The sequence below is a fragment of the Prosthecobacter sp. genome, from assembly GCF_044222565.1.
In the GTDB taxonomy this organism is placed as follows: domain Bacteria; phylum Verrucomicrobiota; class Verrucomicrobiia; order Verrucomicrobiales; family Verrucomicrobiaceae; genus Prosthecobacter.
This window is the reverse complement of sequence record NZ_JBGANA010000003.1, coordinates 333,276-347,995: the sequence shown is the minus strand read 5'-3', so window position 1 is coordinate 347,995 and position 14,720 is coordinate 333,276. Positions and strand designations below refer to the sequence as shown.

At 61.5% G+C, this 14,720-nt stretch carries 12 protein-coding genes; all 12 read left to right on the top strand.

What is annotated here, in order from left to right; all coding sequences use genetic code 11:
- The first annotated feature begins 8 nt into the window (after positions 1–8).
- The 12 genes from ACILSR_RS05940 to ACILSR_RS05885 are packed head-to-tail and all read left to right on the top strand — an operon-like array spanning position 9 to position 14,674.
- Entirely contained in the window at positions 9–1,229 is a 1,221-nt protein-coding gene (locus ACILSR_RS05940) for an acyltransferase family protein (protein WP_395748815.1), read from the top strand.
- A 27-nt stretch (positions 1,230–1,256) separates the two neighbouring features.
- Positions 1,257–2,528, top strand: a complete 1,272-nt coding sequence (locus tag ACILSR_RS05935) for a polysaccharide pyruvyl transferase family protein (protein WP_395748814.1) — start codon at positions 1,257–1,259, stop codon at positions 2,526–2,528.
- A gap of 24 nt (positions 2,529–2,552) precedes the next feature.
- Positions 2,553–3,734: a glycosyltransferase gene (locus ACILSR_RS05930; protein WP_395748813.1), complete on the top strand. Its 1,182-nt coding sequence runs from the start codon at positions 2,553–2,555 to the stop codon at positions 3,732–3,734.
- Positions 3,731–4,894, top strand: coding sequence for a glycosyltransferase family 4 protein (locus ACILSR_RS05925; protein ID WP_395748812.1), 1,164 nt, complete (start codon positions 3,731–3,733; stop codon positions 4,892–4,894). The genes ACILSR_RS05930 and ACILSR_RS05925 overlap by 4 nt, the downstream gene beginning before the upstream one ends.
- A gap of 10 nt (positions 4,895–4,904) precedes the next feature.
- Positions 4,905–6,167: a glycosyltransferase family 4 protein gene (locus tag ACILSR_RS05920; RefSeq protein ID WP_395748811.1), complete on the top strand. Its 1,263-nt coding sequence runs from the start codon at positions 4,905–4,907 to the stop codon at positions 6,165–6,167.
- Positions 6,168–6,190: 23 nt separating this feature from the next.
- Positions 6,191–7,093 (top strand): hypothetical protein, encoded by a 903-nt coding sequence (locus ACILSR_RS05915; protein WP_395748810.1) that lies wholly within the window; start codon positions 6,191–6,193, stop codon positions 7,091–7,093.
- A 20-nt stretch (positions 7,094–7,113) separates the two neighbouring features.
- The gene (locus ACILSR_RS05910) at positions 7,114–8,259 is read left to right on the top strand and encodes a glycosyltransferase family 4 protein (RefSeq protein ID WP_395748809.1); all 1,146 of its coding nucleotides are present in this window, start codon (positions 7,114–7,116) and stop codon (positions 8,257–8,259) included.
- Positions 8,260–8,265: 6 nt separating this feature from the next.
- Positions 8,266–9,162 (top strand): glycosyltransferase family 2 protein, encoded by an 897-nt coding sequence (locus tag ACILSR_RS05905; protein ID WP_395748808.1) that lies wholly within the window; start codon positions 8,266–8,268, stop codon positions 9,160–9,162.
- 18 nt (positions 9,163–9,180) lie between these two features.
- A complete protein-coding gene (locus tag ACILSR_RS05900) occupies positions 9,181–11,415 on the top strand; it encodes a glycosyltransferase (RefSeq protein WP_395748807.1) in 2,235 nt (744 codons plus the stop codon).
- Positions 11,416–11,461: 46 nt separating this feature from the next.
- Positions 11,462–12,136 carry an acyltransferase gene (locus ACILSR_RS05895; RefSeq protein WP_395748806.1) on the top strand — a complete coding sequence of 225 codons (675 nt, stop codon included), beginning with the start codon at positions 11,462–11,464 and terminating at the stop codon, positions 12,134–12,136.
- A gap of 2 nt (positions 12,137–12,138) precedes the next feature.
- Complete coding sequence (locus ACILSR_RS05890) at positions 12,139–13,497, top strand: O-antigen ligase family protein (protein ID WP_395748805.1); 1,359 nt, start codon at positions 12,139–12,141, stop codon at positions 13,495–13,497.
- A gap of 28 nt (positions 13,498–13,525) precedes the next feature.
- Positions 13,526–14,674 carry a glycosyltransferase family 4 protein gene (locus ACILSR_RS05885; protein WP_395748804.1) on the top strand — a complete coding sequence of 383 codons (1,149 nt, stop codon included), beginning with the start codon at positions 13,526–13,528 and terminating at the stop codon, positions 14,672–14,674.
- Positions 14,675–14,720 lie beyond the last annotated feature (46 nt).

Genomic DNA, 14,720 nt, shown 5'->3' with positions numbered 1-14,720 from the left:
ACACTGTCATGTCTGAATCCTCATCGCGCGGCAAAATCCAAGCCCTCGAAGGCCTTCGCGGCTATCTGGCCATGTGGGTCGTCGTCACTCACTTGTTTCAGTTCAGCGGCCATCCCCTTTTGGGACTTCCCGTCATAAGCCTGTTAACCAGCGGTCATCACGCGGTGAATTTGTTCATGATTTTGAGCGGCTTTGTCATCGCTCTCCTCGTCCACCAGCGCCCTGAATCATACGGCTCTTATGTGCGCCGCCGTTTCTTCAGGATCTACCCGGTTTTGTTCTTTGGTGTGCTCCTCGGCATCATTGTTCATCCCATGCGCGGAGAACTGCTCACCACCTGGTGGCCCGCTTTTTTTGATCAGGACCTTCTCTCCTATTTCAACAAATGCTGGCAGGCATTTGACTCCAACATCATCGCCTACGCAGCATGCGATTTCACGATGACGAACGGTGTCGTTCCAAACTCCGTCCTGCCCTACGTCTCGGTTGCCTTCAATGGGGTTGCCTGGAGCCTTTCCCTCGAGTTTCAGTTCTACCTCATCGCTCCGCTTCTCTGCTACCTTTTGCAGCCGTTGCGCAGGCACCTGGTCAAAGTCTGCCTCGGCGTCTTCGCGGTGATGTTGTTCAGAAGCTTCATCTTTCCGCCCTCCAATGGTCTGCCATGGAGTACCCACGGCGCCTTTCTTCCCTTCAACATTGAGTGGTTCCTGCTCGGCATCCTGTCTTACCATTTGCGCTCGTATTGCCTGGAGGCCCGCCTTCAGGATTTCATCAAGGTCCCCCTCCTTCCCGTGGCCCTTGTGCTGTCCCTGCTGCTCGCCCGTGGCCATGCGGTAAAGCTGCTCGGAATCGGCTTCGAAGAAGTGATCGGAGATGCGCTGCCTCTTGTGGTCTGGACCTTCGTGTTATGCTACATGATTGACAGCGACGCAGGGAACACCGGCCTATTGAACAAGCTCGCCAGACGGACGCTGGAGTCCCCCCTCGCGCTCTTCGTCGGCAGCATCTCTTACAGCATCTACCTGCTGCACAATCCGGTGATCATCTTTGTGGAATGGGCAGCGGTTCGGCACTTCGGCATTCACACCTGGCAGTCCTGTTTCCTGGCCACCGGAGCCATCAGCCTCCCTCTCGTCCTGGGTCTGGCCACCCTGTCTTACCGCTACATCGAACTGCCCTTCATGCGTGCGATCAAAAAGGCTCCCCGTCCCGCTCTGACAGCGGCTTGATCTCCTTCAACCACCACTCTTATCCCTATGAACATCATTATCACCGGCGTGACCGGATTCCGCAATCGGGGTGTAGAGGCGCTCGTTCGCCCCACCGTGAACCAGCTCACCTCGCGTTATCCAGACGCCAATATTCAAATCGTCACCTGGTCGCCCGCTTATGATTCGGCTCGCCTTCCCGATTCCCGTGTCAGTTACGTGCAGGACTCTTACCTGCAGAGTGGCAGCTGGCGCAAGCCCGCTGGCTCCACCGGCCCCACCTTGATGCAGCTCGTCGCCAAGCGCGCCTCTCAGAAATTCCTCAAACCCGCCGCACCTAAAAAGGCAGAACCCGGCAAACCCGATCTCGATATGCCCTTCGACAAGGCGGATCTCGTCATCGTCAGCGGCGGAGACCTCTTCAGCTCGGACTACGGCACCGCCTCTCTGAATCACTTCTGCTCGCCCGTTCATTGGGCCCTGCAAAACGACGTCCCCATCGCGCTCATCGGACAGTCCGTCGGTCGCTTCAAATGCGATGAAGACGCCGCCATCTGGAACGAAGCCGAAAAGAACGCCTCGCTCATCACCCTGCGCGAAGCCAGCTCCCGCAATTACCTCACTGAAAAGCTCGGCTCTCCCGCTGATCGCCTGCCCGTCACCGCGGACACCGCATTCCTCCTCGACCCCGACACCACCATCGCTGATCAGCACATGCCTGCCAGCGAAGGCCCCTGGGTCGCCCTCTCCATCAGCGAATCCATCTGCGGCTGGACCGGCAACAATTACGAAGCGCATCGTGAGGCATGGGTGCAGCTCATCAAGCTCATGCTTGATCGGTGGAACGTGCGCGTCGCCATCATCCCGCATGTGCAGGAACCCGGTGCCGATGACCGCGTCGTCTCTTCCTGGATCGCTCGCGAGCTTGGCTTTGACCGCCGCGTCCGCGTGTTTGCAGAAGATCTCAGCGCCGCCGAATTCAAAGGCCTCGTCTCCCGCAGTGAGATGGTCGTTGCCGAGCGCATGCATGCCGCCATCGCCGGTCTTTCCACTGGCCGCTGCACCGTCCCCGTCGGCTACTCCATCAAGGCGGAGGGCATCACCGCCGCCGTCATGGAAGGATCATCCCTGAACTCCTCCGATCTCGTGATCCCCGTCTCAGATCTCTTCAATGTCCCCTCCGCCTTTGCCAAGCTCGACAACGCCTGGCAGAACCGCGAGGCCTATGCTGCGGCGGCGGCAAAGGGTTCCGTCAAACAGAAGGCCCTCGCCTTGAAGAACTTCGAAATGATCGACGCTCTGCTTGCCAAAGCCGCTTGATCGCCACACCCCGGACGCGCACTCATGAACCACCGTTCCAAGCTGCTGCTGATCTCGGAAGTGGGCTGCGGCCCGCCCTTCCTGGGCAACCGCGCTCGGGTCAAATCCCTGATTGCTGAGCTCAAGTCGCTTGGCTTTGAGCTCCACTTCGCCGGGGTGAACATGACCCCTGAGGAAAAGGCGGGCACCCTGCCCTGCGTGGACCGCTGGGCCTGGGACTTCGCCTTTGCTGGGAAAAACACCATCGGTGAGCGTCTCCAACGCCGCTGGAACAAGCTCAACGGCAGCGACAAAAACCTCCGCCAGGGCACCGACGTCTCCGTGGACCGCTGGATGCAACATCGCTGGATGGATGAAGCCAAAAAACTGCAACGCCGGGAAAAATATGACGTCGTTCTGGTCGAGTACGTCTTCCACTCAGCCTTCCTCGAGTGCTTCCCCGGCAGCCTTCGCATCCTGGACACTCATGATGTTTTTTCCAACAGAAACCAGCGTCTGGCAGAAGCTGGTATCGCGGATCAGTGGTTCTCCACCCACGAGGCGGACGAAGCCCACGCCCTGAAGCGCGCCGACCGCATTCTGGCCATCCAAAACAAGGAGGCGGGCTTCTTCCGCTCCCTCGCTGGCGAGCAGGCCGCCGTCTTCACCGTGGGCCACATCAGCGAGACCCAGCCCTTGCAGCTTCCGGCAGGCGGCCCTCCTCGCATCGGCTACCTGTCCTCGGACAACCCGCTCAACGTCAAATCCTTCACATGGTTCCTGAATGAAGTCTGGCCTCAGGTCCATGCCCGCACCCCCTCCGCTGAGCTTCACGTCGCCGGTGGCATCTGCCGCGCGTTAACTCCGTTCGCAGGCGGCAGGCTTCTCGGCCCGGTGTCCTCCACTCGCAGCTTCTACGACAGCGTGGATTTCACCATCAATCCCATGCAGGCTGGCACGGGCCTGAAGATCAAGACCATCGAGTCCATGGCCTACGGTCGCGCCACCATCGGCACCTCCATCGCCTGTGAAGGCATCGAGGACTACGTCGGCAGAGGCTTGGAAATGACCGACTCCAGCGCGGACTTCACCGCCGCCTGCCACAAATACATCGACGACCGCGCCGCCGTTCAGGAAGGCGCGCGTCAGGCCGTCGCCGCCGTCGAGGAAATGAACACCTGCTGGCGCAGCGATCTGCGCTCCGCCTTCAACCGCTCTTCCAAATGAATTCATTCATCTCCCATCTCGGTTATGTCCGTGAGACCTGGGGCCACATGTCCGCCGTCAGCGGTTTCGACGCCCTCTTCACCGCCTTGAAGGCCCAGCACCCCGCCGAGGTGGTTGACCTGCCCCTGCCCGCTGAGCCGCCGCCTCCCGGCACGCTCACGCGCATGGTGGCAAAGCTCCGCCGCATCGCCGGTCTTGAGCGCTCTTCATCTCCCGCCCCCAGCCCCTTCGTCGGTGTCCGCCACGAAATCGCCGCAGTGAAGGTGCTGCGTTTCTTGCGTGATCATCCCGAGTCTCTCGCCCTTCTCTCCGCCGGAGAGAACCAGCTCGGCGCCACTTTTTGCAATGCACCCGAAGAGTTGCAGAAGCGTCTCATCGTCTGCTTTCATCAGCCCCCATCCTGGCATCGCCTCCACTGGCAGCAGCCCGACGCTTATGCCCGCCTCGGCAGCATCGTCACCCTTTGCGAGGAGCAGAGCGACTTCTTTGAATCCCTCACCGACAGGCCCGTGCTCAAGATCCATCACGGCGTGGATCTCGGCTTCTTCACTCCCGGTTCCGTCGCACCTTCCGTTTCCCCTCGCCTCCTCTTCGTCGGCCAGTGGCTGCGCGATTTCCAAACGCTCGCCGACAGCATGGAGCTCATCTGGCAGTGGCGTCCCGATGTCACGCTCGACTGCGTCGTGCCTCGCGGCGCGCGCAACAGCGACTCCCACATGCGTCTCGCGCGCGATCAGCGCGTGCGCTGGCATGCCGGCATCAGCGCCGAAACCCTCCGGGGCCTGTATCAGCAGGCCACCCTCCTCTTCCTCCCCATAGTCGATGCCACCGCCAATAACGCAGTCATCGAAGCCCTCTCCGCGGGCCTTCCCATCGTCTCTTCCAATGCGGGCGGCCTGCAGGATTACCTCCCCGCAGAATGCGGTCTCCTCGCCAGCCCGCACTGCGCCAGATCCCACGCCGATGCCGTGCGCAAGCTGATCGACACTCCCGCCGCCCTAGCAGCCGCACGCCTTCACTGCCGCGAGCACGCCACCACCCATCTCGACTGGCAGCAGATCGCCAAGGACCTCTGGCGCAATCTTCGCCACGTCGCCCAATGCCCGGATCAGGCCCCCGCTTCTTCCGTCGTCGCAGCCGCACAGACCGCTTGCGCCTGAATTCACTCTCATGAAGATTGTCATCTGCCATAACGATTCACCCAAGGATGTCGGTGGCGTCTCCACCTGGGTGCAGCGCATCGCACCTCTTTGGCAGGCCGCCGGATTTGAAGTCGTCGTCCACCTGCTCCGTCATGGCAGCGAGACAGGTGCCAATGAAAAAGCCTTGCGCGCGCAGGGCATCACCTGCCGCTCCGCAGAATGGCCTATCTCCACCGACACCGCCGCCCAGCTCCTCTGGAAATGGGCGCAGTTGGATCAGCCCGCCATCTACATTCCGAACGCCATCGTCCCTGCCTACTACACCGCCGCACATGTGAAGGCCTGCGGCGGCGCCACTCTCGGCGTCCTGCATTCCGACGACAGCATGTATCACGGCATCCTCGACCAGTTCGTCAATGGCCCCGAGGAATGGCGCCTTTCCGGGGTCGTCTCCGTCTCAAAATTTCTCGACTCACTCGTTGTCTCCAGCCCCCTGCGCCAGATCATTCCCTGCGGCGTCCCCCTGCCCTCACGCACCGCATCCAAGCCCGCCGATGTCTTCCGCATCGTCTATCTCGGCCGCCTCGTGAACGAGCAAAAACAAATCTGCGCCGTTGCCGATTCTCTCTGCCGCGTCGCTTCTCTCCACCCTCAGGTGCAGGCCTGGATCATTGGCGATGGCGCCGAGCGCGAACAAGTCGCCGAGATCCTTCACGCCAGATCGCCCGAAGGCCGCGTAAAGCTCCTCGCCCCCATCTCCAGCAGCGAAGTCTTCGAGGTGCTCGCCCAAAGTCATTCTCTGGTATTGCTCTCCGACTACGAAGGTCTTCCCGTCTGCGTCATGGAGGCGATGGCCGCGGGTGTCGTCCCCGTCTGTTTGAAAATGCAAAGCGGCATCGGCGAACTCGTCAAAGACCACCAGACCGGCCTCATCGTCAGCGACAGAGCTGCAAGCTTCGATGACGCTATCGCCACCCTGAGCACCGACACCGCTCTCTGGGAAAAACTCTCCTCCGCCGCTCGCGCTCGTATTGCTGCGGACTTCTCTGTCGAGCACACCACTTCCCTCTGGATCGATCTCTTAAACAAGGTCGCGCAACACGCCCGTTTCGACGCCTTCAAAGCGGCGCGGCGCAAATGCTCCCTTCCGCCCTGCCCTTCTTCCCTCCGTCAGCATGACGTCCGCCACGGCCCCATCGACCGCCTCCGCCATTCACAGCGCCGCGTCCGCCTCGGTGCTTTCAAGCAGCGCGTGATCTCCCAGCTCCGCGGCCTGCTCGCCGGCGCCTGAGATTTTTCAAACCTCGCACTCTCATGATCCTCGAACGCATCATCACCCTCGCCAGTTCAAAGGTCCGCCTCGATTTCCTCGCCATGGAGCGCTCCCTCCGCGCCACCGGCTGCGATCTCCCCCTCGAAGTTATCCCCTATAACGACGAACGCTTCGACCTGCCGAAGAACAGCACCTGGCTCGAGAACCCCGAGTTCTACGCATGGATCGCCCGCCGCTGCGCTCATCCCATGATGCGCAAGTATCTGCCGCTGACGATGTCCAACTATCAATACTGTGACAGCGACCTCGTCTTCCTCAGTGATCCCACAAAAGCGCTGGAGAACCACACCGGATTCGTCGTCGCCTGCACCGAATGGAACAAACCCCAGTGGACCGTCTGCGAAGAATCCAAAGCCTTCCTCGCCAGGAAACACTCCACCTGGCAGAAAAACATCTTTTGCGCCGGTCAATACGCCTGTGACCGCGCACTCTACACGCAAGAGAGCCTCATCGAATTCGCCGAGCGCCCCGCCAACCGCGCCGCCTGCCTCGACTTCTCCCTGCACGATCAGCCCGGCACCAATCTCTTCGTGCTCAGCACCGATGTGCCGATGGTCAATCTCACCCTCCCCCCTCACCACATGGAGTCCACCTGGGCAGGTGATTATCCCGACAGCTACGAGCACCTCTGGAAAGCTCCCGGCAGCAAGCCCTACCTCATGCACTATGCAGGCGGCCTGCTCGATGAGCCAAAGCCCATCAACGATCTCTTCTTCCAGTTCCTCACCCGTGCCGAACGCCAGGAATGGGATCAGCAGCTCGCCGCTCGCCGCGCCGCCGCCGCCAAGCGCGGCCATTGGCCTCTCCCCGTGCGCCTCCTCAATCAGGCCCTTCGCCTCATCGACAAACGCTTCTGGGTCCAATGGCGCCCCGTCACCGCCTAAAAAATTTTGCCCTCACTTTCATGACCGGCATCCTTTCCATCAACGATCCCAGCCAGACTGGCGGCCTCGCCAGCTACCAGCGTCAGCTTGCCGATGCCCTCTCCGCACTCGGCCTTCCCGGCTGGTTCGGCTTCGTGCAGACCAACGCCTGCGGCCCAACTCACGACGTCTCCTGGAAAAAAACCAAGCTCTCCTCCAAGCTCCCCTGGCACATCCTTCGCCGCATCTTCTACAAGCTCGCTCCACGCCCTGCCCTTCACGGTGCCTTGGAGAGCCTCGCTGGCAATGCCTGGTCCGAGTCCTCATTCCAGGGTGCCATCTCCGGCACCGGCCAGCTTCACTTCGTCGGCACCGGCTGGGATTTCATGGGCCTCGCCGCCGCTCGTCTCGCCAAAAAGAAAGGCATGCGCTTCACCATCTGGCCCGCTGTCCATCCCGGCGACTGGGGCGATGACCGCATCGACGTGCGCTTCTATCGTCAGGCCGACGCCGTCTTCTGCCAGAGCGACTACGAGCGCAATCACCTCGCCAAACTCGGCGTCCCCGAATCCAAACTCATTCGCTGCGGCCTCCCTCCCATGTGCCGAACCGACGGCGACGGCCCACGCCTTCGCGCCAAGCTCAATCTCGCCGACCGCCCCACCGTCCTCTTTCTCGGCCGCCGCGATGTCGGCAAAGGCTACCCCGCCTTGCTCGAAGCTTGGCCTCTCGTTCTTCAGCAATGCCCCGACGCAGTCCTCCTCCTCGCCGGCCCCGGCGATGCCGATCAGGCCCGCCTCGCTCAGATTCCCTCCAAAAACATCCGCGATCTCGGCTGCCCATCTGAGCAGGAAAAAGCCGACGCTTATGCCGCCTGCGACATCTTCGCCCTCCCCTCGGCCCATGAATCCTTCGGCATCGTTTACGTCGAGGCATGGTCCTACGGCAAACCAGTCATTTGCGGCACCGCTCCAGCAAGCCGTGAGCTTGTGGAGAACGGCGTCACAGGTGTGTGGGCTGATCAGCAGCCGCAGCAGTTGGCCGCAAGCCTGCTGCGGCTGTTGATGCACCCCACCGGGCGCCTCGCCATGGGCCAGGCTGGCTTCGCACACCAGCAGCGCCACTACACCACCGCGCAGACGGTCGCCTGCCATCTCAAGGCCTGGAACATCGCCTCCCCAAACTGATCCCCAATGATCCACGCCACCATCATCATCCCCACCTGCAATCGCCCCGCCGATCTCGAGCGCTGCCTTCGCGCCTTGCAGCCGCAGCTCCAGCAGCATCCCTGCGAAGTGATCGTGTCAGATGACAGCCGCGATGATCGCACGCAGAAACTCCTCGCCGCCGAATTCCCCGCAGTAAAAATCGCCTTCGGCCCTCGCTGCGGCCCCGGTGCCAATCGCAATGCCGGCGCTCGTCTCGCCTCCGCCGAATGGCTCATCTTCATCGACGATGATGTCATACCATCTCCTGGTTTCCTCGCGGCCTACCTCTCCGCCTTCGAAACCGCAGCAGACAAAACCTTCTTCCACGGCCTCACCGTCGCCACCCCGGAACAGACCACCATCCTCCTCGAAGCCCCCGAAGTCCTCGGCCCCCTTCAAATCTTCCCCTCATGCAACTTCGCCATTCGTCGCGCGCTGTATGAAAAAACCGAAGGCTTCGACGGCCGCTACTTCCCCTCCTTCGAAGACATGGAGTACTGCTCCCGCCTTCAGGCCCAGGGCGAGCAATGCGGTTTCGTTAAAGACGCACTCGTCCATCACCCACGCAGGCCTCTCCCCAAAGCCCTCGCCCTCGCCCGCCGCTGGGAGCCGCGCGTTATCTCCAGTCTCGATCTCGGTGCCGATCCCATCCCGCTCTCCTTCCTCCTCACCAAGCACGTCGCACTCGTCATTCTCTCGCGCTTCCGCGGTCAGCGCCCTTCGCTCGATACCCTCCGCGCCGCGCTGCTCTTCGCCCATGAGTTCGCCTGGTATCTCTGGCTGCTCCCCTCCTGGCTCTGGAAGCACTCACGCTCCTCGCGCAGCCCCTTCTGGGAGCTGCAGCAGACCCTCGGCAATGTCCCCCGTCGCTACGGTCTTTAATCATCTCCCACTGGTCCCATGAAAATCGCCGCAACAGGATACGTCTCCGAACAGGCCGGCAGTGTCGCCTCCGCCAATGCGCTGCTCCTCCGCTCATTGCTCGATGCCGGCCACGAGGTGGACTTCTTCTCAAAGTCCTCCTTCGTCGATCCCCGCCCCTGTGTCGGCGAACACGCCAGCTTTCGCTTCATCGAAACCGACAACGTCCGCCCCGATCGCTTCCGCGCAAAGGTCCAGCGCATCCCTCTTCTCGGCTTCCTCGCCTGCCGCTTCGACTGCGCCACCTACACCAGTCTGCTTCTCAAAAAAATCCGTCAGGAGCATGAATCGCGCAGCTACGACATCTGCCTCTGGCTCGGCGACTACGTCCCAGGCCGTGTGAAAAATCTGCCGATGATCAGCTTCGCGCAGGGCCCTCCCGGCACCGACGCACGCTCCATCGTCTCACGTTTCAGCGAAATCCGCAGACTCGCCGGCTTTCGCAAAGCCCTGCAGTGGTTCCTCCTCGCCAAGCTCCGCCTCTCCTCTCTCGGCCTGCCACCCCTGCGCTATTCAGACCACATCATCGTCGGCAGCACCCAGTCGCAAAAAACGCTGCATGAACTCTACGGCGTAAAGCCCTCGCAAACGTCCGCGCTTCCCTATCCCATCGATCTCAGCCTCTTCCAGCCCTCCAGCGAAACCAAGACGCATCATGACGAACTCCGTGTCGTCTGGCTCGGGCGCATCATCCCGCGCAAGCGCCTCGATCTCTTCCTCCAGGGCCTTGAGCTCGCCATCCGCCAGGGCCTGCGCATCCGCGCCACCATCGTCGGCGGCACCGGCTTCGTTCCCGGTTACGAAAAACTCATCGAGTCCTTCCCCTTCCCTGATCGTCTGCGCTGGATCAAATCCCTACCTCGCACCGAAGTCCCCGCGCTGCTCCATCAGCACGATGTCCTCGTTCAGCCCAGCGACGAAGAAAACTTCGGCTCCTCAGTCTCCGAAGCCCAGGCCTGCGGCCTCCCCGTCATCGTCGGCCACACCAATGGCAATGCCGACTTCCTCTGCTCCCGCGACATCCATCTCGAAGACGACCGCCCTCAAACACTCGCCAAGGCTTTCTCCCGCATGGCACGCCTTCCCGTCATGGATGCCCGCGCATCACGCGAACTCGCGGAGACCTGCTTCGCTCTCAAGGAGATTACCGCGGAGCTTATCACCATCCTCCACTCTTCCACCGGCGCTCAGCCTCATGCCAGACATTCCCACATCAAGATGAAGCAACCCACCATCGACGTCATCATCCCCACGCTGAAGCGCCCCGATGACCTTCGCAAATGCCTCGTCGCTCTCAGCAAACAAGAAACTTCCCCCACTCAAATCTACGTGGGCATCCGCGCCGATGACGATCTCAGCCGCACCCTCCTTCACGAATTCGAAAGCACCCTTCCCGTGCATGCCGTCGAAGCACGCGGCGTCGGTGTCGTCGGCTCCATGAATTCCTGCCTCGCCATGTGCCGCTCCGAATGGATCGCCCTTCTCGATGACGATGTGGAAATCCCATCACACTGGCTCAGCACCATGCTCGGCCATCTTCACTCTCGCTCAGACGTCATAGCCGCAGGCGGCAAAGATCTCCTCATGGACTACCCCGAGATGCGCCGCACCGAGCCGCTCATCCAGGACGTGGGTCAGATCCACTGGTTCGGCCGCATCACCGGTGGTCATCATCGCGGCGGTGGTACCGCCCGCCCGGTGCAGGTCCTGCGCGGATCAAACTGCCTCTACAATGCCGACTTCCTGCACAGCTGCGGCTTCGAGCGCGGCCTTCGCGGCAAAGGCGCCCAGGTCAATTGGGAGCTCGCCCTCGGTCTTCAAGCCCGCGCAAAGAAACTGCGCATGATCTTCGATCCCACCGTCGGCGTCATCCATAACGTCGCCCCTCGTCACGATGGCGACACCGTCCATCGCGGCATCTTCAATTTCGAAGGCACCAGCGACATCGCTTACAACGAAACCTTCGTCATCCTCAAACACGGCCGCGGCCTCACCCGCCTCACCATGTTCCTCTGGCAGGCCCTCATCGGCAGCCACGTCTGCCCCGGCCTCGCTCGCGCCACGGACATCCTCCTGCGTCCAAAGTCACAGCCCATGCGGCGCTTCGCCGCCACCTTCTCCGGTCGCCTGGCTGCCATCCGCCAATGCTTCAGTGGCCATCCCAAAACCATCCTCGCAGAGCCGGCCGCTCACGTCAGCGAAATCAAATGCTAGCGGCCTCTATGGCCCGCCTCAGAGCAAAGTTGAAACTTAAAAACAGATGATCACCTTTCTCTATCGTCATCGCTTAAAGCCACGTCTCTTCAGCCCCGCATGGGTCAAAACCTGGCTCAAGCGCGTCTGCACTCTCCCCGGCTTGCTTGGCTACTGCCTGCAAACCCTGCGCCTCCGTCTCCGTGGCGCGCACATCCCGCCCTCCACCGTGCTGGCAAAACTCACTGTGCATGGAGACGCCTCCAATCTCTCCGTCGGCGAATGCTGCTGCATCGGCGTCGCCCGCATGCAGGCCCACGCCAGCATTCGGATCGGCGACTACGTCGTCATCAATGACGGCGTCCGCATCATCACCGGTTCGCATGACATCCACTCCCCCACCTACGATCACATCTTCACGCCCATCGTCATTGAAGATCACGCCTGGATCGCCACCGACGCCATGATCCTGAAAGGCGTCACCATCGGTCGCGGCGCTGTTGTCGCCGCAGGTGCCGTCGTCGTCAAAGACGTCCGCCCCTTCGCTGTCGTCGGCGGCAATCCCGCCAAAGAAATCGGCACACGCAACATTGAGCGCTTCGCTTATGTCCCTTCCTCCTGGTTCGCACCCGTGATGGCCTGGGTCGGCCGCAATCCCTCAATCGGCAGCCTGAAACCAGACGCACAGCCCACCGCGGAAGACTCCACTCCCCTGCCCTCTCCTGGACTGGCCTCTCACTGATCATGGAATACATCATTGCCATCTTGATCGTCCTGCCCGCGTTCTTCCTCGCGGCATCGCGTTCGAGTTATCTGCTGGATTATGTGTTCTTCGTCGTCGCGTTGAATCGCGGCATCCGTCGCTTGGTGGACTATTACTTCAATGGTGCCTTCAATCCCCTTTCCACCATCAGCCTCACACCGCTGGTCGTCAGTGCCCTGCTTCTCCTCCCTGCCTTCTCCAATTTCCATCTCCTCACTCCCCGCAGCCGCAAGATAGCCAATCTCATCATGCTCGCTCTCGCCCACGGCATGGTCATTGGCTTTATGAATTCAGGCGTCGGCGCCGTGTATTCGCTTGGCGAGTGGATGGCCGGCTTCGGCGCCTTTCTCTTCGCAGCCACCGCTCCTGTTTCTTCACGCACCGCCGACCGCTGGCTGAAGTCTTCCGGCTATGCCGCGCTCATCGTCGCCATCTACGGTTGGTATCAATACCTCACCATTCCTCCATGGGATGCCTTCTGGGTCACCGCCGTGAATTTTGTCGGCTATCTCGGCCAGCTGCGCCCCACCGAGATGTCCGTCTTCTCCACCATGCACGAGCGCGGCCCCTGCGCCGGCTTCCTCGCCTGGGCCGCCATCCCCATGATCCTTCATCCCCGTTGGCGCATCATCGGCGGCATGTTCACCGTCGCTCTTCTCTTCTCCGTCGTGCTCCTCACCATGAGCCGCAGCATGTTCATCATTGTGGGACTCGTGGTCATCCTGCAGCCCGCTCTGTCAAAAGGTCGTGGCATGGGCCGTGTGCTCTTCTTTGCCGCACTCATGGCCATTGGTGGCAGCTACGGCCTTGAACACATGCCCGGCTCGGAGCGCATTCAAAAGCGCCTCGAAACCGTCGCTGACATCCAAAACGACGGCTCCTTCCAGGGCCGCATGGAAATCTTCACCCACGGCATTCCGTGGATCGCTCAGCATCCGCTCGGCCTCGGTCTCGGCAGCTCCGGCATCGGCGCAGGCCGCATCGGCGGTGGTGCCAAAGAGGGCTGGTGCGACAGCGGTTACATTGAAGTCTTCAGCCAGTTCGGCTGGATCGGTGGCATCGCCTTCTTCGCCGCCATGGCTCAGATCTGGGGCGAGCTCACGCGCCGCATCAAGCTTGGCGGCAAAGATCCCTTCGTCTTCACCGCACGCGCCGTTCTTCTCGGCTGCCTCGTCTTCTTGTATGTCGGCAATGTCTTTGGCGGCTTCTCCCTCTTCTGGGTCTTCCTCGGCATCTCTCTCAATCGCTTCACCCTTCCCGCCCCACGTCCTAGATACGAAGCACAACCCGCTGCTCCCGCCATGCCATGGGACGTCCCGCCCACCTCCGCCTTCAGTTGAATCCCTCAAACCCCACACTGAGTCCCCAATGAAAATCGCCTACGCCATGATCAACTGCAACCGCCGCGACGGCAGCGCGCGCGCAGTCAATGAAGTCGCCGAACGCCTTGCCAAAAAACACGAGGTGCACCTCTACGCACGCAAAGCCGAAGACCTCGATCTCTCACAAATTGCCTGGCATCGCGTTCCCGGCGTGAACTGGGCCGAGGTCATCGACTTCGGCAGCTACTACCTCGAAGTGAATCGCCGCGTGCGTCCCGGTCAGTTTGACGTCGTCCACAGCATCGGTTGCAACACCCAGCGCGGCAATGTCATCACCATCCAGAACATCCAGCCCGCCAAAAAGATCATCCTCGATCGCCTCGGCCGCTCCGAGAAAGTCTCGCCCGCTCGCCGCCTCACCCGCTGGATGTATCTGAACGCCACCTGCGCCGCGGAGAAGCGTCTGTATCAGCACCGCGATGGGCACAAGGCCCCCATGTTCCTCCCTGTGTCACGCGGCGTCGCCGCGGAACTTCAGAAGCATTACAACATCGGCCCCGCCAAAGTCCGCATCATCCCCAATGCCGCCGACACCGTCCGCTTCAAGCCCCTTGCTGCCGAAGCCCGCCACGCATGGCGCGCCAAGAACAACGTCCCGCAGGATCGCATCATGGCCATCTTCGCCGGTGGTGAATGGGCCCGCAAAGGTCTCGACTTCGCCATCCAGTCCATGGGCCATTTGAAGGATGTCCCTCTCACCCTCTTCGTCGCCGGTGACGATCCAGATCGTTCCCGCTTTACTCAGATGGCACGCGATACCGGCAATGCGGACAACATCATCTTCGGCGGTTTCCGCAAAGACATCCCCGAGGCCCTCGGCGCCGCCGACTTCTTCCTCTTCCCCAGCTGGTATGAAGCCTTCAGCCTAGCCACCATCGAAGCCGCCGCCTGCGCGCTTCCTGTCGTCGCCACCCGCATCAATGGCACCGAAGACTTCATCACCCCGGGAGAAAACGGTGACTTCATCGAGCACGACGCCCTTCAGGTCGCCTCCGTGCTCCGTCGTCTCTGCGCAGATCCCCAGCACCTCAAGGTCATGGGCGACAATGCCCGCAAGAACGTGGAGAAAAACTACACCTGGGACCGCATCGCCCAGATGACCGAGGAAGCCTACAAGGAATCCATGCTCAGCTAGCCAGGTTGCCCAGTTGCGCCGCAGCTGGGTCTTTCGCCTCCCTGCC